General features: G+C 45.4%; 15 protein-coding genes. 8 read left to right on the forward strand and 7 right to left on the reverse strand.

Translation table 11 applies throughout. From position 1 onward, the window contains the following. Positions 1-5 precede the first annotated feature (5 nt). Entirely contained in the window at positions 6-635 is a 630-nt protein-coding gene (locus tag APB76_RS11555) for a bifunctional 4-hydroxy-2-oxoglutarate aldolase/2-dehydro-3-deoxy-phosphogluconate aldolase (protein WP_054961607.1), read from the forward strand. A gap of 106 nt (positions 636-741) precedes the next feature. Here APB76_RS11555 and APB76_RS11560 read toward each other — a convergent pair whose 3' ends face one another. Beyond that, positions 742-1,818, reverse strand: coding sequence for a nickel/cobalt efflux protein RcnA (locus APB76_RS11560; protein ID WP_054961606.1), 1,077 nt, complete (start codon positions 1,816-1,818; stop codon positions 742-744). Between the two features lie 134 nt (positions 1,819-1,952). Here APB76_RS11560 and rcnR point away from each other — a divergent pair, with 134 nt between their 5' ends. Further along, on the forward strand, positions 1,953-2,225 hold the full coding sequence (gene rcnR / locus APB76_RS11565; protein WP_049843701.1) for a Ni(II)/Co(II)-binding transcriptional repressor RcnR: 273 nt from the start codon (positions 1,953-1,955) through the stop codon (positions 2,223-2,225). 71 nt (positions 2,226-2,296) lie between these two features. On the opposite strand, the gene sohB is transcribed toward rcnR, so the two are convergent. Further along, complete coding sequence (gene sohB, locus APB76_RS11570; protein WP_082880300.1) at positions 2,297-3,358, reverse strand: protease SohB; 1,062 nt, start codon at positions 3,356-3,358, stop codon at positions 2,297-2,299. A gap of 88 nt (positions 3,359-3,446) precedes the next feature. Between sohB and APB76_RS11575 the strand changes: the two genes are divergently transcribed. The 4 genes from APB76_RS11575 to APB76_RS11590 all read left to right on the forward strand — a co-directional run bounded on the left by APB76_RS11575 (position 3,447) and on the right by APB76_RS11590 (position 9,497). Then, the gene (locus APB76_RS11575; RefSeq protein WP_004746632.1) at positions 3,447-4,190 is read left to right on the forward strand and encodes a YciK family oxidoreductase; all 744 of its coding nucleotides are present in this window, start codon (positions 3,447-3,449) and stop codon (positions 4,188-4,190) included. A gap of 139 nt (positions 4,191-4,329) precedes the next feature. Beyond that, positions 4,330-5,007, forward strand: a complete 678-nt coding sequence (gene imuA / locus APB76_RS11580) for a translesion DNA synthesis-associated protein ImuA (protein ID WP_049843699.1) — start codon at positions 4,330-4,332, stop codon at positions 5,005-5,007. A gap of 2 nt (positions 5,008-5,009) precedes the next feature. Continuing rightward, a complete protein-coding gene (locus tag APB76_RS11585; RefSeq protein ID WP_049843698.1) occupies positions 5,010-6,410 on the forward strand; it encodes a Y-family DNA polymerase in 1,401 nt (466 codons plus the stop codon). A 15-nt stretch (positions 6,411-6,425) separates the two neighbouring features. Then, complete coding sequence (locus APB76_RS11590) at positions 6,426-9,497, forward strand: error-prone DNA polymerase (protein ID WP_054961604.1); 3,072 nt, start codon at positions 6,426-6,428, stop codon at positions 9,495-9,497. A gap of 73 nt (positions 9,498-9,570) precedes the next feature. Here APB76_RS11590 and APB76_RS11595 read toward each other — a convergent pair whose 3' ends face one another. Then, positions 9,571-10,518, reverse strand: a complete 948-nt coding sequence (locus tag APB76_RS11595; protein WP_049843696.1) for a chemotaxis protein CheV — start codon at positions 10,516-10,518, stop codon at positions 9,571-9,573. Between the two features lie 132 nt (positions 10,519-10,650). Further along, the gene (mlc, locus tag APB76_RS11600; RefSeq protein ID WP_054961603.1) at positions 10,651-11,868 is read right to left on the reverse strand and encodes a sugar metabolism global transcriptional regulator Mlc; all 1,218 of its coding nucleotides are present in this window, start codon (positions 11,866-11,868) and stop codon (positions 10,651-10,653) included. Positions 11,869-12,209: 341 nt separating this feature from the next. On the opposite strand from mlc, the gene pyk reads away from it, so the two are divergent. Further along, on the forward strand, positions 12,210-13,652 hold the full coding sequence (pyk, locus tag APB76_RS11605) for a pyruvate kinase (protein ID WP_049843694.1): 1,443 nt from the start codon (positions 12,210-12,212) through the stop codon (positions 13,650-13,652). Positions 13,653-13,693: 41 nt separating this feature from the next. On the opposite strand, the gene APB76_RS11610 is transcribed toward pyk, so the two are convergent. After that, positions 13,694-14,845: a patatin-like phospholipase family protein gene (locus tag APB76_RS11610; RefSeq protein WP_049843693.1), complete on the reverse strand. Its 1,152-nt coding sequence runs from the start codon at positions 14,843-14,845 to the stop codon at positions 13,694-13,696. Between the two features lie 7 nt (positions 14,846-14,852). After that, on the reverse strand, positions 14,853-14,945 hold the full coding sequence (gene cydH, locus APB76_RS22950) for a cytochrome bd-I oxidase subunit CydH (protein ID WP_150114958.1): 93 nt from the start codon (positions 14,943-14,945) through the stop codon (positions 14,853-14,855). Positions 14,946-15,078: 133 nt separating this feature from the next. Here cydH and APB76_RS11615 point away from each other — a divergent pair, with 133 nt between their 5' ends. Further along, positions 15,079-15,672, forward strand: a complete 594-nt coding sequence (locus tag APB76_RS11615; protein WP_054961602.1) for an outer membrane beta-barrel protein — start codon at positions 15,079-15,081, stop codon at positions 15,670-15,672. A 45-nt stretch (positions 15,673-15,717) separates the two neighbouring features. Here APB76_RS11615 and APB76_RS11620 read toward each other — a convergent pair whose 3' ends face one another. Beyond that, positions 15,718-16,140 (reverse strand): hypothetical protein, encoded by a 423-nt coding sequence (locus APB76_RS11620; protein WP_054961601.1) that lies wholly within the window; start codon positions 16,138-16,140, stop codon positions 15,718-15,720. Positions 16,141-16,188 lie beyond the last annotated feature (48 nt).

Raw genomic sequence — 16,188 nt, forward strand, 5'->3', positions numbered from 1 at the left:
AAACAATGTCTCACTTAAACGAGCAGCTAAAAGCACTCAAAGTCATCCCAGTCATCGCTGTTGATAACGCCGAGGATATTTTGCCTTTAGGTAAGGTGTTAGTTGAAAACGGCTTACCAGCAGCTGAAATTACCTTCCGCTCCGATGCTGCGGTTGAAGCAATTCGATTACTAAGAGAAGCGCAACCAGAGATGTTAATTGGCGCAGGCACCGTATTAAATAAAGAGCAAGCAATGGCAGCACAACAAGCAGGCGCTACCTTTATTGTCTCGCCGGGCTTTAACCCAAATACCGTTCGCGCATGCCAAGAGATCGGTATTGATATCGTACCTGGCGTCAACAATCCAAGCACTATAGAAGCGGCTCTAGAAATGGGCTTGACTACATTAAAGTTTTTCCCTGCTGAAGCATCAGGTGGTATTAATATGGTTAAAGCACTGCTTGCCCCTTATGGGGACGTTCATATTATGCCTACAGGTGGCATCAACCCTTCCAACATCAAAGATTATCTCGCTGTTCCTCGCGTCTTAGCGTGTGGTGGGACTTGGATGGTTGATAAAAAGCTTATCGCTGAAGGTCAATGGGATGAGCTTGCCAAGCTCACACGTGAAGCCGTTGAACTAGTAAACCAATAAGACCGATCATTTGCCCCACATTGTCTGTGGGGCCTCATGTGACTAAGTACTCACAGCCAGCTTTCATTTAGGTAAAGCACACATTTCATGCAAAAAATCTCTGCACTTAGTTCATGAGCGAGGTGTAGCCATGCATACCCATATACAACCCCACCGCACTAATTAAAACGCCTGATAGATAAGGAGCTCGACGAGCAATATCATTCAAACCACTCCATTTAGATGTCGCCTTGTGTACGCCGATAGCCGCAACCACACCGACTGCAACTAGAGTCAGCGCTAGGCCAATGCTGAATGACACCACTAAGGTCGCGCCTAATGTCATGGCCTTTAGTTGCAAACAGATCAAGAGAACGGTGACCGCTGCAGGGCATGGAATTAATCCACCAGTTAGACCAAACAGAAGTATTTGTCCGTTAGTCACCTCTCTGTCTGCAAAACGTTTTTGAATACCCATTGCATGAGCGCGTTCATGGGTATCTTGATACTCTTTCTCTCCATTGTTCAAATCCGAGTTAGAGTGAAAGTGCACATCAAAGTCATGGGTGTGATCGTGATGTCCAATCATTAGCTTGACCTTCACATCATCCCGTTGTGTCAGAGATGAGGTCGATTCTAGGTAGCCATCACGCTCTACAAATTCATAGGCATCAATAGCTTGCTGCTCCACACCAGATGGCACCAATTTTACGCTTTCAGCCTTCAACGGCTTACTGCTTAGCGTTTTCAACTGAAATCTCTGGTCAATCCCTTCTTCGACAATCGATAGCGCCACATGACCATGTCCAGTATCAACCACCTGAGTTTTCCAATCCTGTGAGTGATGGTGAGCACTATGCCATGCGCGCTCTCCACTCCATGTTCTCCAGAACATCCATAACCCGGTTGCAACGATGATGACACCTGATATGAGCTGCATCCAAGGCTCAGCAGCTTCAGCGGTAAACTTCTGGCTGATGTACATACCACCAACAGCGATTAGCCAGACTACAGCGGTATGAGAAAGTGTTGCTGCTAGCCCAAGCATCACTGCCTGTTTGACCGTCCCTTTCACCGCAACGATAAACGCTGCCATCATGGTTTTCGAATGCCCGGGCTCTAAGCCATGTAAAGCACCAAGTAAGATTGCACTTGGGATAAAAAACCAGCCGTTACCTTGTTGTAAAAGTGCTACAAAATCCATTGCTGTTCTCTATTGTTGTTTCGATCTGGCTGAAATCATACTCCCCCCCAGTACATAATACTACCCCCCAGTATAATTTAGATGCTACATTATCGGTTAGAATCTTTCCGCCTAACACGTAAAGAAGATATGCCATGTCACACACAGTAAAAGATCAGAAAAAGCTTAAAGCCCGAGTGAGTAAGATCCAAGGTCAAGTCAATGGTCTAAAAAAGATGCTAGATGAAGAGCATGAATGTCAGGATGTTTTGCAGCAGATCGCTGCTATTCGTGGTGCCGTAAATGGTTTAATGCGGGAAGTGATTAAAGGGCACTTAATTGAACATGTCGTGCTCGAAGAAGAGAAAGATCAACGCGAAACAGATATGGAAATCGTACTCAAGGTTCTCGACTCCTATATCAAATAAGGTTGATCTTAAGCAGATACAAAAGCGCCCACCAAAATAGGTGGGCGCTCTAGTATTCAGTATGCAGAGAATTAGACAATCGGACGTTGGCCGCGATCAATCAGCTTCATTAATACATTGTCTGCCGCTTCACCTGCTAACCCAGCAAGCTTTGAGGTCAGTTTCTTTTTCTCTACGTAGTGAATCGCAAGTACGGTTTTGTCTTTACACGCTTCAACCACAAGATCGTCTGAGGTTTTGATCTCATCAACCAAACCTAAGTCGTGAGCTTGCGTACCAAACCAGTGTTCACCTGTTGCGACTTTATCCAACTCAAGCTCAGGACGACGCTCACGAATAAAGTCTTTAAACAGGCCATGTGTTTCTTCTAGCTCTTGTTTAAACTTCTCACGCGCTTTGTCCGTGTTCTCACCAAACATGGTTAAAGTACGCTTGTATTCACCCGCTGTAAGCTGCTCATACTCAATATCATACTTTTTCAGCACTTTATTGAAGTTGGGTAGCTGGGCAATCACACCGATGGAGCCAACGATGGCAAAGGGTGCTGACACAATCTTGTCCGCAATACATGCCATCATATAGCCACCACTTGCCGCGACTTTATCTACCGCAATGGTCAAGGGCAGATTGGCTGCTTTAATGCGATCTAACTGTGATGAAGCCAGGCCATAACCATGCACCATGCCACCACCAGACTCTAAGCGCAGTAGCACTTCATCACCTTCACGGGCAACGGCTAAGATTGCCGTCACCTCTTCACGTAATGAAGCGACCTCTTTAGCATCAATACTACCTTTAAAGTCGAGAACAAACAGGTGAGGTTCACGTTTACTATCAAGATCGCCCTCTTTTGAGGCTTTCTTGATCTCTTTCTCGCGAGATTTGTGTTTCTCTTTCTCTTGTTTCTTCTCTGCTTTGTCGCGCGCTTTAATGAACGCTTCGTCATGCAAGTGGTGCTCTAGCTGCTCAACGGTATTTTTGTGCTGATCCGTTAAGTTAGTCATTTCCAACTCCCCTTTCGAGCCACCGCTTTTGCCACCAACGGCTTTGGCAATCACTAAAATCGCTACAATCGCGACTACTACAGTCACAATCTTGGCCAAAAACAGCCCATAGTCCAACAAAAATTCCAATGTGAGCATCCTCTATTGTGCGAATTAGTGTATTGTAACCACCATCTTACGGAATCATAAAGAAAATCATTACAAAAGGATACACATCGTGGAATATGCTGTTTCTTCAGATGCCTTGAAAGGTAAAGTCATACTGGTGACTGGCGCAGGTGCTGGCATTGGTAAGCAAGCTGCTCTCTCTTATGCTGAGCACGGTGCAACAGTGATTTTACTTGGTCGTACAGTGAAAAAACTGGAACAGACTTACGACGAAATTGAAGCGGCGGGATACCCTCAGCCAGCAATCATCCCACTTGATATGAAAGGCGCGACTAAGCAAAACTACCTTGATATGGTTGATACCATTGAAGGTCAATGTGGTCGCTTAGATGGCGTTTTACACAACGCAAGCCTACTTGGTGTGATTAGCCCATTTGACCAAATCGGTGAAGACACTTATGACGATATTATGCAGGTCAACGTCAAGGCTCAGTTCTTGATGACTCAAGCATTACTGCCTCTACTGCATAAATCAGAAGACGCGCGTATTGTCTTTACTTCATCAACGGTTGGTCACAGTGGTCGTGCCTTCTGGGGCACTTATGCTATGTCGAAATTTGCCACTGAAGGTATGATGCAGATCCTTGCTGATGAGCTTAGCGATACCACGATCCGCGTGAATGCGATTAACCCTGGTGCGACTCGTACAGGCATGCGTGCTAAAGCTTACCCTGCTGAAGATGCAGACTTGCTCAAAACACCACAGGATATTATGCCACTGTATCTCTACCTGATGGCACCAGAAGGTAAAGCAGTCAATGGCGAATGTATCGATGCTCAGCCGAAAAAATAGATCTTACAAACCCCAATAAAATTCAACGCCTTGTGTTTTTATGTGTAAACACAAGGCGTTTTTTTATCCATTCGATCTTTCATCCCCTTGCCGATAATTCATAATAATCTATACTGTATATATATACAGGTATATTGTTATGTATGAATTAATCGAACATCTTAAGCAAAAACAATGGCTTTGGTCAGGTTCTCAAACACCTGACAACAGAGACTACTACCCGACTGGGCATGAACTGTTGGATCAAAAGCTTGAAGGCGGCTTTCCTAAACATGGAGTTGTCGAGCTACAAGGTGCATCTAGTATTGGTGAATTACGCCTACTTTTGCCACACCTTAAAAACACTAGCCAAGAGAGGTTATCTGTCTTCATTCAACCTCCTGGTTACCTGTGTGCTGAGCAGCTTAATAATGAAGGTTTAGATAACAATAAAATCCTACTTATCTACCCACAAAATGATAAAGAGGCTCTTTGGGCTGCCGAACAATGTTTACGCAGCGGCGCATGCAGCAATGTATTACTCTGGCACCCCGAATTAGAAGTCCATCAAGCAAGACGACTACAGGTTGCTAGTGAACATGGAAACTGTTTGCATTTTATCTTTAAAACCGCCAAAAAAAGTCTGTTTTCACTACCTGTCAGTTTAAGTATGACACTCCTTCCGCACGCTTTAGGCGTAGAGGTGACAATCACCAAGCGTAAAGGTGGTTGGCCTCAAGGCAGCTTTGTGATTGATATGAGTGCAGCCTGGCCAAACCTAACTTTGCAGCCTAAACCGCCAGTGGTTATTCCTTTCCCAATTCGTCAGCAAGGGTAGTTATGCAAAGCTGGATCTACCTACACTTTCCAACTCTACAACTTGATGCACTTTTCTCAGAACAGGCATCCTTGCCACTGGCGATTGTTGAGTCTAAGCGCTTTAAGATCGTTCAGTGTAATGAGATTGCCCGTCAGCAAGGAGTACAAACTGGCATGGGTTTAGGTAGTGCAAGTGCGATGTGTCACCAACTTCAAGTTCACCCTTATGATCAAAAGGTTGAGCAGCAAACTCTGCTTGATATTGCCCAGTGGCTATATATGGTCACCTCAGATATTTGTCTGTTGCCACCGCAAGGCGTGTTACTCAAAGCCACCAATATGTTGTCACTCTATGGTGGGCTAGAACCCTATTGGCAGCGCGTTTCACAGCACTTAACGCAACTACAACTCAGCTACTCTTATTCGAGCGGCTTTTCTCCTTTCTCGGCTATCGCCTTAGGAAAAGCCAGTACTGCCCTACTGACTCTAGAGAAAGAACAACTCATCAAGGTCATCAAGCCTTTTCCTCTTACTGCAACCGAGCTTGATCACAAGACGGTGGAAAAGCTCCAACGGGTTGGCATCACGACACTCACCGATTTGCTCGATATCCCAATCAAAGAGCTCGCTCGCCGCTTTGATATTGATTTGGTCAACTATGTGGGCAAATTGATGGGACAGTTTAAGCATCCTATCGATTTCTATCACCCACCAGAGCATTTCGAAAACTATCAAGAATTGTTGTTCGATATTGAGAATATTCAGTGGTTAGAGAAACCTCTCACTAAGCTGCTCAACAAGCTTGAGTATTTTCTGACTCTACGTAACCAAGTCGGCTATGAGTTGGAGCTGGTCTTACATCAAAGAGACAAAGACGATGCTTCCGTACGCTTTTACTCAGCCAGTGGTGATTACCTCGCTGCGCGTTGGATGATATTGTGCCAGCTAACGATGGAATCTTTAAAGCTCGATGCCCCCGTCCAAGGGCTGACACTGCGCTTAATTCGCAGCGGCGAGCTTGAATCCACCAGCGCCGACCTTTTTAAAGGCTTCCAAGGTGAACAGACTGAGTTAGAACTGATTGGCCTATTGCAAGCAAAACTAGGTAAAGACAAGGTACGTAAGGTGGCTCACTGCCACGATCCTCGCCCAGAAAAAGCCACCTTTCTCTGTGACCCTACCCTTCCCATTCCGACCAAGGTGGAAAGTCAAAGATTACGACCTAATATCCTTTTGCCCGCGCCAGAACCTTTACAGGAGAAAGTCTCTATTATTCAAGGCCCTGAACGCTTCGTGACAGGCTGGTGGGACGGTGATGATATGACTCGCGATTACTTTGTCGCTCGTAGTGACCAAGGGCGTTGGTTATGGGTATTTCGTAATCAAGACAAGCACTGGTTCGTCCATGGATTGTTTTGTTAGTCCGGAGCGCATGTGATGTCTTACGCTGAACTTTTTTGTCAAAGTAACTTCTCTTTTCTCACTGGCGCCTCACACGCTGAAGAGCTGATCTTGCAAGCAGATTTTCTGCGTTATCACTCCTTAGCGATCACTGATGAATGCTCGGTTGCAGGCGTGGTACGTGCCTACACGGCAAGTAAGAAGCATGAGCTTAATATTGAGCTTATTGTTGGCAGTATGTTCTGGCTTAGCCAAGAGTGTCAGATCGTGTTGTTGTGCCCAAACCGAGAGGCTTACGCTGAGCTCTGCCGTATTATCACCAATGCGAGAAGGCGTTCCGAAAAAGGCAGTTACCAACTTTCCGAATGGGACTTAATGTCCGCCAAGCGCTGCCTCATTCTCTGGTTACCCAGTCATAAATCCAGTGACCATAAATGGGGAAACTGGCTTGCTCAGCATCATAAACATCGACTTTGGCTAGGTATTCAGCGCCACTTAAAATCTGACGATAAGCAATACCTTGAGCACTGCGAGCAACTTGCCCAAGAGATACAGCTACCGATTAGCGCCTGTGGCGGTGTACTCATGCATACTGCGACCCGTTTGCCTCTACAACACACGCTGAGTGCTATTCAGTCTGGGTGCAGTGTCAATGAATTAGGCGAACAGCGACTAACCAATACGGAAAGAAGCCTGCGTAGTCAGGAAAAACTCGCCAAGTTATTTAAACCTGAATGGCTGCAAGAGAGCGTAAAAATCGCCGAGCGCTGCGAATTTAGCTTAGGCGATCTACAATACGAATACCCTAGTGAGTTGGTTCCCGATGGCTACGCACCAATGGGTTATCTCATCGACTTGGTTGAGTATGGGAAAAAGCTGCGCTTTCCTAAAGGCGTTCCAAGCGATATTCAAGCAACAATAGACAAAGAGCTTAAACTGATTGATGAGCTTAATTATCCGTTTTATTTTCTCACCATCCACGACATCGTGATGTTCGCTAAACGTCGCCGAATCCTCTACCAAGGGCGCGGTTCTGCGGCCAACTCCGTGGTGTGTTATTGCCTTGAAATCACCTCTGTAGACCCTAGACAAATTTCGGTGCTATTCGAGCGATTTATCAGCGCCGAACGCGATGAGCCACCCGATATTGATGTTGATTTCGAACATGAACGACGCGAAGAAGTTATCCAGTACATCTATCAGAAATATGGCCGAGAGCGTGCTGCTTTAGCCGCGACCGTGATTTCTTATCGCTTTAAAGGTGCAGTGCGAGATGTGGGTAAAGCGCTAGGCATTGAAGAAAGCCAGCTCGATTACTTTATTAAAAATGTTAATCGCCGTGACCGTGCACTCGGCTGGCAAGCTCAAATCGTCGAACTCGGGCTACAACCTGACTCTCTCAAAGGGGAGCAGTTCATCAATTTGGTCAACGAGATTCTTGGCTTTCCTCGTCACCTTTCACAGCATGTCGGCGGTTTTATCATTGCTGCTGGGCCTTTGTATGAACTGGTTCCAGTCGAGAATGCGTCAATGCCCGATCGCACCGTTATTCAGTGGGATAAAGACGACCTTGAATCCCTCAAACTACTCAAAGTGGATGTGCTGGCTTTAGGTATGCTTACGGCCATTCGTAAGTGCTTTGATTTGGTCGAACGCCTGCATAAGCAAACTTTGACCATTGCCGAAATTACTCGCCGCCAAGATGATGAGCAGGTGTATAAGATGATCCAGCGGGCGGATACCGTGGGAGTGTTTCAAATTGAGTCTCGGGCACAGATGAGCATGTTGCCACGCTTAAAACCCGCCACTTACTATGACTTAGTGATTCAAATCGCCATTGTTCGTCCCGGCCCCATTCAAGGGGATATGGTGCACCCATTTCTGAAACGGAGAAATGGAGAAGAAGCCGTCGATTACCCTTCCGAAGAGGTTCGTGCCGTACTAGAGCGCACCCTTGGCGTACCTATTTTCCAAGAACAAGTGATCAAGATTGCCATGGTTGCTGCCGGTTTTAGTGGCGGTGAGGCAGATCAGCTGCGCCGAGCAATGGCGGCTTGGAAAAAGAGTGGCGACCTAGTCAAATTCAAAACCAAGCTGGTAGAAGGTATGCTCAGCCGTGGCTATCAATTGGAGTTTGCCGAGCGTATCTTTGACCAAATCTTAGGCTTTGGTGAATATGGCTTTCCAGAAAGTCACTCAGCTTCCTTTGCCGTGCTCGCTTATTGCTCTGCCTGGTTGAAACACTATTACCCTGAAGCTTTTTACACTTCACTGCTCAATAGCCTGCCGATGGGCTTTTATAGCGCTTCACAGCTTGTACAGGATGCGCGGCGACACAAGGTCATCGTGTTGCCTGTTTGCGTTAATGCTTCCATGTATGACCACCAAGTCACCCACCACCAAGGCAAACTAGCTATCCGATTGGGTTTAAGGCAAGTGAAAGGACTCAGCCAACAAAGCGCCGAGCAGATCCTAAATGCCAGAGACAAAGGGCAATTTACTCATTCAGGGCAAATCAAACATATCGGCTTATCCAAGCGAGATATTGAGCTTCTCGCTTCTGCCAATGCGATGTATACCCTAAGCCACAACCGCTATCAAACTCGCTGGGCAATGATGGACTCACTCTCTGATTTGCCTTTGTTTCAAAATATTGAAGAACCAGAAAGCCAAGTGATTGCTACGCCCTCAGAGAGCCAAACCCTAGTTGAAGATTACGCTGCCACCGGATTGTCGCTCGCTAAACATCCAATAACCTTACTTGATAACGCAGGTGAGCTAGGGCGATTTACCCGAATGAGAGACTTAGCCGAAAAAGAACATCAATCACTGGTAACGGTGACTGGTATTGTGACAGGAAAACAAGCACCGGGAACCGCTGCTGGCGTAACCTTTTTCACTCTAGAAGACGATACTGGAAATATTAATGTCGTGGTTTGGAAAGCGACTGCGCGGGCACAGAAACAAGCCTACCTGACAGCGAAGATTCTACAGGTAAAAGGCATCTTGGAAAAAGAAGGTGATGTCCATCATGTGATAGCTGGTAGACTGATTGATATGACAGATAAACTACAAGGGCTCAGAAGTAAATCGCGCGACTTTCACTAACTCGATAAAAGCCACAAGAGAGTGAAGACTCCCTTTTATATCCATTTTGACAGAGCACCGTCCGTGCTGAATGCTATTTAGATACTATATCTCTTAAGCGATCTTGAGCGACTTCAACCAACAAATCGGGTTGGAATTTAGAAATAAAACGATCACAGCCGACCTTTTCTACCATAGCTTCATTAAAGCTACCGCTGAGAGAAGTATTAAGCGTAATGTATAAATCTTTCATTCTTGGGTCAGAGCGAACTTCATGGGTTAGCTTATAACCATCCATCTCAGGCATCTCTGCATCCGTAATCATTAGTAGCAGTTCTTCAACCACATTCTTACCTTCGTCACTCCATGACTTTAGAAGATTCAACGCTTCAAGCCCATCGCGACACTCTATAATATTGAGACCGAGCTGTGAAAGCGTACCTTTAACCTGAGTGCGTGCCGTCGAGGAGTCATCTACAATCAAGACATTACGCCCGACCATTTCGTTAACTAAATCGTGATCTAACACCCCTTCAGAAATCGAAATATCGTAATCGATGATTTGCGCCAACACCTTTTCAACATCAATAATCTCAACGATCGCAGTCTCTTTACCATCCTTTACATGAGTAATCGCTGTTAAGTAATTTGCACGCCCAGCCGTTTTAGGTGGAGGCTGAATCTCCGTCCAAGCAGTATTCACAATGTTGCGCACTTGGCCAACCAAAAAACCTTGAATGGTGCGGTTGTACTCGGTAATGATTAGATTCTCTTCTTGATCTTCAAGGCGAGACGGAGGGAAACCAATAGCCGCCCGCAGGTCAATCACAGGAACAGAAACCCCGCGTAACGATGCGACCCCTGTAATATGGTGATGCGATCCTGGCATTTTAGTCAGTGGTGGCACTTTAATCACTTCACGTACTTTAAATACATTGATGGCGAAGATCTGTCGGCTATTCAAACTAAACAACAACAGCTCCAAGCGGTTTTCACCAACAAGGTTAGTTCGCTGATCGACGGTATTTAATACTCCAGACATACTGCTTCCCAACAAATGTATATATAACAAAAGTAGTCTATAGCAAGACTAAGACAAAAATAAACCCACATATCATTCAAAGATTATATGGGTTTATTTAAAAGATAAAGGAGAGCAACTGCTCAGAAAACATCATCCTTCAATAACTTTCATCAGCAGAAGACCATCGTACAAAGCTTGCTTGATTAATGCAGCACCAGGCATGGTAGCTTGTTTATAGAAGCGCGACTCAACCAGCTCTAAGTCACGATGATAAACAGGTAGACATTGTTCTTCGATACAGGTTTGAATCGCTGGATAAAGCACATCTTTTGCTTGATTGATTACCCCACCAATTAAAACCTTCTCAGGATTAAATAAATTGATCACAATCGCGATAGCAGAGCCTAAGTAGCGTCCTAATTTTTCGATAACATCGACAGCTAAAGGATCGCTGTTAGCCGCGGCCTCACAGATATCTTCCACTGAAATCTCTTCAATATCAGCAAGAGAGGATTTCTCACCTTTAGCGATTCGCTCAGACACCTCATTACGAATTGCTTGTGAGCTAGCTACGGTTTCAAGGCAGCCTAGATTACCACAATGACAGCGCTTACCGTTGGGATCTATTTGGATATGACCCAGTTCACCGATGTTACCATGACGACCTTGAAGTACACGTCCATCAAGGATAATCCCTGCACCTAAGCCGTGGTGAATAGAGATAAGTACTGAGTTTTCGTTTTCTTGCGAATGACCAAACAGACGCTCAGCTAGTGCCCATGCCCGTGTATCGTTGGCAATAAAAACTGGAAGGCCAGTCGCTTTATAGATTTCAGGCCCTAGTGGTAGGTTCTCAACATTGTAGTGAGGCATTTGTAGTACCACACCATTCTCAGAATTCACTAGACCGGGTAAAGTGATGGCAATACTGGTAACACGGTCAAGTTGCTCAGAATAGGTCTGAAAAAACTCATCTATTTCGTGCAAAAGGCGCGCGAGCACATCATCTTGGTCGACTTCATGGATATCAATTTTGGTATCAATCAGTACGTCACCACCAAGTTCGTGCAGTGCAATCGTTAGATATCCGCGTCCAAGACGCATAGATAGAAACTGCCACCCTTCATTGTTCACTTGCAGCCCAACCGCAGGGCGGCCACGACTGGTTACTTCCTGAACAGTGGTTTCATGAATGAGGTGTGCTTCAATCAACTCTCGAGTAATTTTGGTAATACTTGCAGGGGCAAGTTCACTCTGTTTCGAGAGATCGATACGAGAAATTGGGCCTTTTTGATCAATGAGTTTATATACACGGCCAGCATTGACCTGCTTGATATGATCAATATGGCCAGGTTGAGCCATGTACATGGAGTACTCCAAATATCAACAACCTGGTAATTTTTTTACTTTGCGAAGTAATTGTGAAGAGCTTTGATGGATTGCCGTGACAAGGGTCACGTATAAACATGTTTGTTTGTGTACCTAATCATATAGCGAACAAATTATCACAAAACTAATCGTATTTTTTTGCATAAATAAATATGTCTTCCATCACCTTTTCACAGCCGTACATAAGAATGTCATCTTAAATAACAGCACAGATGCCATGCCTGTATATACTTATATCGAGCCTAGTGCACTTAAGAATGGAAACAAAGCATATGTGCCGCCTAAATTTGACGGTGGCAACATCAATCAAGGAGCTCCGAATGACCTCAATCCAAAGAAGAACAAAAATTGTCTCTACTCTTGGACCTTCTACCGATATACCCGGCGTGCTCGAAGCAATTCTCGAAGCGGGCGTCAATGTAGTAAGAATGAATTTCTCACATGGTAGCGCGGATGATCACAGAGAACGGGCGACCAGAGTGCGCAACATAGCTGCTAAGCTAGGCACCCACATAGCCATACTCGGTGATTTGCAGGGCCCAAAAATTCGTGTCTCAACCTTCAAAGACGGCAAAGTCCAGCTCAATATAGGCGACATATTCACCCTAGATAACAAATTGGAAGCTGGGCAAGGAAACAAAGACGCTGTCGGGCTTGACTACAAAGAGTTGCCCAATGACGTTTCGACAGGCGATATCTTATTGCTTGATGATGGCCGAGTTCAGCTACAAGTAGTTGCAGTTACTGAGTCTCAGGTTCGGACAAAAGTCACTATCGGTGGCCCTCTATCGAACAATAAGGGCATCAACAAGAAAGGCGGTGGGTTATCGGCAGAAGCACTCACCGACAAAGACAAAAATGACATTAAACTAGCCGCTGAAATCAAGGTTGACTATCTTGCAGTCTCTTTCCCCCGTAACGGCGAAGACATGAAATACGCGCGCAGGCTTGCAACAGATGCTGGTCTGCAAACACGCTTAGTGGCAAAAGTCGAGCGCGCTGAAACCGTAGAGAGTGAAGAAAACATCGATGACATTATTCTCGCCTCTGATGCGGTAATGGTAGCACGTGGCGACTTAGGGGTAGAGATTGGAGATCCTGAATTAATCGGGGTGCAAAAACAACTGATTCGTCGTGCGCGAGCCCTTAATCGAACCGTCATTACCGCAACGCAAATGATGGAATCGATGATGGAGAATCCAATGCCAACCCGTGCGGAAGTCATGGATGTGGCGAATGCAGTATTAGACGGTACAGACGCAGTAATGCTGTCCGGTGAAACAGCCGCAGGTAAGTATCCATTAGAAACGGTTCGCTCAATGGCTGAAGTCTGTTTAGGGGCGGAAAAGATGTCTGCGGTTAACCGCTCTGGATACCGAATGGACTCAGTATTTGAAACCGGAGAAGAAACCATCGCGATGTCGACAATGTTTGCTGCCAACCATATGCGCGGAGTTAAAGGGATTGTGACTTTAACCGAATCAGGCCGTACCGCGTTGATGATGTCTCGTTTGAGTTCAGGCTTACCTATTTTTGCTTTATCACGTAATGAAAGCACTCTGAACCTCTCAGCGCTTTACAGAGGGGTTTTCCCTGTCTTCTTTGATGATAAGTCGGATATTGGCTTAGAAACCGCTGAAGCGGCCGTAGCAACATTAAAACAAAGAGGCCTTCTCGACGATGGTGACTTGGTTATCATTACCCAAGGTGACGTTATGGATGTGGTCGGTTCAACCAACTGCATGCGAATACTCGCCGCATAGTCGTCGATTGGCATTTCACTGAAGGGAGCCTTGTGCTCCTTTCAGCATTTTAGGGCAAAAGTAGGTTTATCAATACACTTAGAGAACGTCTCAACAAACTGGAAACCCGCATCAAGCCCAACTTGATAGTCATGAAGCAGATCTTGCCTTTCACTCATCAAAGAATTCGAACGCAGCGGTTGGTCTGGCTTAATCTGTAAAATAAAACAATCATCCGGCGGTGAATGTAAAAAGTCTTGAGTCAAAGAATACGTCTGGTAGTGCACCATCAGCATGTCAGCTAAACCCGAATCAAATTTATCCCCTAACAAATGGCTTAAGCGATAAATATCATCGGCACCAAACAACCAACGCCCACCATTGAGGACTTCTAGATGCATTTTATCCGTTTTCTCTTGCCGAGATTTTTGCACTTGTTCATTAAAGAACACACTCCAATCTTGCTTCCATCGAGTTAACTTTTCTTGCCAGTGGTCTTGGATCACGTTGAATGAATCTCGTAGCCATTCGACGGGCGGCTCTTGATCGACTTCTTCGGTATCTGTTGTCAGATCTTCTCCTTCAGTGCGGATGACAACGATACAGCGAGCTTCCTTGCGCCACGCTTCCTGAACAGGAATAGAGGCAGAGACACCGCCATCGACATATTCTCCATGTGAAAACTGAACAGGTTGATTATACAAACGAGGGATCGCGCAGGTGGCAATCAGCACTTTCCTCCAGTCGTCTTGTAGCATCGGAAGGTAGTGATCGAACAGCCTGCTGGTATCGGTTACGGCCGCAAACGCCTGACGCTTGCCCAGTACTTTACGACCCATATCTATATCTAGGCGGTAAGGGTAATCACATATTTTGTCTAGCGCCCAATCTAGACCCATGTATTTATTGTGTCGAATATAACGGAAAAGATGGAAGAACTCAGGGTCAGTCGTAAGATCGAGAATAAACGATTGCCCTATTCCTCTTTGCCGACACAGAAATGCGCATAAGTTGAGGGCACCTGCTGACGTGCCATAGAAAGCGTGGAATGGGTCAAAATTAGACAGGAGGAAAGCATCAATAACACCAGAAGTAAAAATCCCTCTTTGGCCACCCCCTTGAGCAACCAATGCATTTTTACCGCCGGTGTACTTTTTCAATCGTTGAGCATCAAGTTGTACAGCAGCGTTGGTAATAACACCGCAATTCTTCATTGATAGGCTACGCAGTAGTAATCGCGGTAATACCAAAACCTAGTAAAACAGCGAAGACAACAGCCGTAATCACTAGGGCGTATTTTAGATTGTGTTCCATAGACACCTCCTTATTGTGTAACAAAGTAATAACATCCTTGTGAGGTATCTTCAATTATTACCTAATTTTCGTGCGGAATTATGGCGTTAGCATCACAATTAGTAGCATATGGTTATCGAATTAAGGATAAAGAATGAACGCTCCAGCACTGATACCGTTAACGTTAGTTTTATCTACGATGAGTTTAGTCGCGAATGCAGAGATGTATATCTCCCCTTGGGTTGGTTACACCGTGGGGGGAAGCGTTGAGGATCAAAATCAACAAGAGCTTGATTTAAAGGGTTCGGAAGGTTTCGCGCTCTCTATTGAAACAGATTTCGACACCGGGCGATTAGGTCTGTTCTATGCCACTCAAAACACAGATGTCGAAACAGTCAACGTAAGTACCACTATTCACTACCTACACTTTCAAAGCAGCGTTTACTATCCAATTGAAGATAAGATCTCTTCTTACTTAGGCATAGGGCTTGGCGGCTCTTACGTAGATGCAGACTGGGTCAACAAAGAACTAGGGTTCTCGGCTAGTATTTTTGGTGGCTTTGAGTACAACTTTTCCGATACTGTTGCAATCAATACTCAGCTCCGCTGGTTGGGAACGGTCGTCGACAACGACACAAGCGGTGTGTGTAACTTGCCGACGACAGGTGACAACTCTTGCATCATCAAGTTTAAAACTGATTGGATGAATCAGTTTTCGGCCAACTTAGGATTGACTATCCATTTTTAACTAATCTCATCTAACGCAAGAGCTTTCTGAGGAAAATGATGGCAACTAGAAAGAGTACTTAACGCCGATTGCACCACCAATTTGCAGCTCGGGGCCGCCGTATAGGTTAAGCTCTGGGTGTATTTGACCATACATATTCCAGCTTTTGCTCAAATTCCAATTAAGCCCTAAAGGGAGGCGAGCACCAAAATCTTTACCTTCCCACTCACTCCATGCACCAGCACCGACGTACCAAGTCACTGGGGTATTCGCTTCAAATGAGCCACGTTTTAGAATGTAATCAAAAGCGCCGCCATCATTGCCAACAATAAAGCGGTACTGATTATCAAGCTCGACCACCACACTCAGCCCTTGATCTAATGCCATTCCAACAGATAGATCTGTCGATTTAGGTTCTTCGGCGACCACTGAAACACTGCCCGCCATTGCCAATACGCCAACCACAGTGGAGATTCCATATTTTTTCATATCCATGCCATCTAGTACAAAATAAAACAGTGTGCGATTGTCCGAGTT

Source organism: Vibrio bivalvicida (assembly GCF_001399455.2).
In the GTDB taxonomy this organism is placed as follows: Bacteria; Pseudomonadota; Gammaproteobacteria; order Enterobacterales; family Vibrionaceae; genus Vibrio; species Vibrio bivalvicida.

Coding starts and splice junctions, on each gene's coding strand:
- APB76_RS11555 (WP_054961607.1), top strand. CDS start 6: ATGTCTCACTTAAACGAGCAGCTAAAAGCACTCAAAGTCATCCCAGTC.
- APB76_RS11560 (WP_054961606.1), bottom strand. CDS start 1,818: ATGGATTTTGTAGCACTTTTACAACAAGGTAACGGCTGGTTTTTTATC.
- rcnR (WP_049843701.1), top strand. CDS start 1,953: ATGTCACACACAGTAAAAGATCAGAAAAAGCTTAAAGCCCGAGTGAGT.
- imuA (WP_049843699.1), top strand. CDS start 4,330: ATGTATGAATTAATCGAACATCTTAAGCAAAAACAATGGCTTTGGTCA.
- APB76_RS11585 (WP_049843698.1), top strand. CDS start 5,010: ATGCAAAGCTGGATCTACCTACACTTTCCAACTCTACAACTTGATGCA.
- APB76_RS11590 (WP_054961604.1), top strand. CDS start 6,426: ATGTCTTACGCTGAACTTTTTTGTCAAAGTAACTTCTCTTTTCTCACT.
- APB76_RS11595 (WP_049843696.1), bottom strand. CDS start 10,518: ATGTCTGGAGTATTAAATACCGTCGATCAGCGAACTAACCTTGTTGGT.
- mlc (WP_054961603.1), bottom strand. CDS start 11,868: ATGTACATGGCTCAACCTGGCCATATTGATCATATCAAGCAGGTCAAT.
- pyk (WP_049843694.1), top strand. CDS start 12,210: ATGACCTCAATCCAAAGAAGAACAAAAATTGTCTCTACTCTTGGACCT.
- APB76_RS11610 (WP_049843693.1), bottom strand. CDS start 14,845: ATGAAGAATTGCGGTGTTATTACCAACGCTGCTGTACAACTTGATGCT.
- cydH (WP_150114958.1), bottom strand. CDS start 14,945: ATGGAACACAATCTAAAATACGCCCTAGTGATTACGGCTGTTGTCTTC.
- APB76_RS11615 (WP_054961602.1), top strand. CDS start 15,079: ATGAACGCTCCAGCACTGATACCGTTAACGTTAGTTTTATCTACGATG.
- APB76_RS11620 (WP_054961601.1), bottom strand. CDS start 16,140: ATGAAAAAATATGGAATCTCCACTGTGGTTGGCGTATTGGCAATGGCG.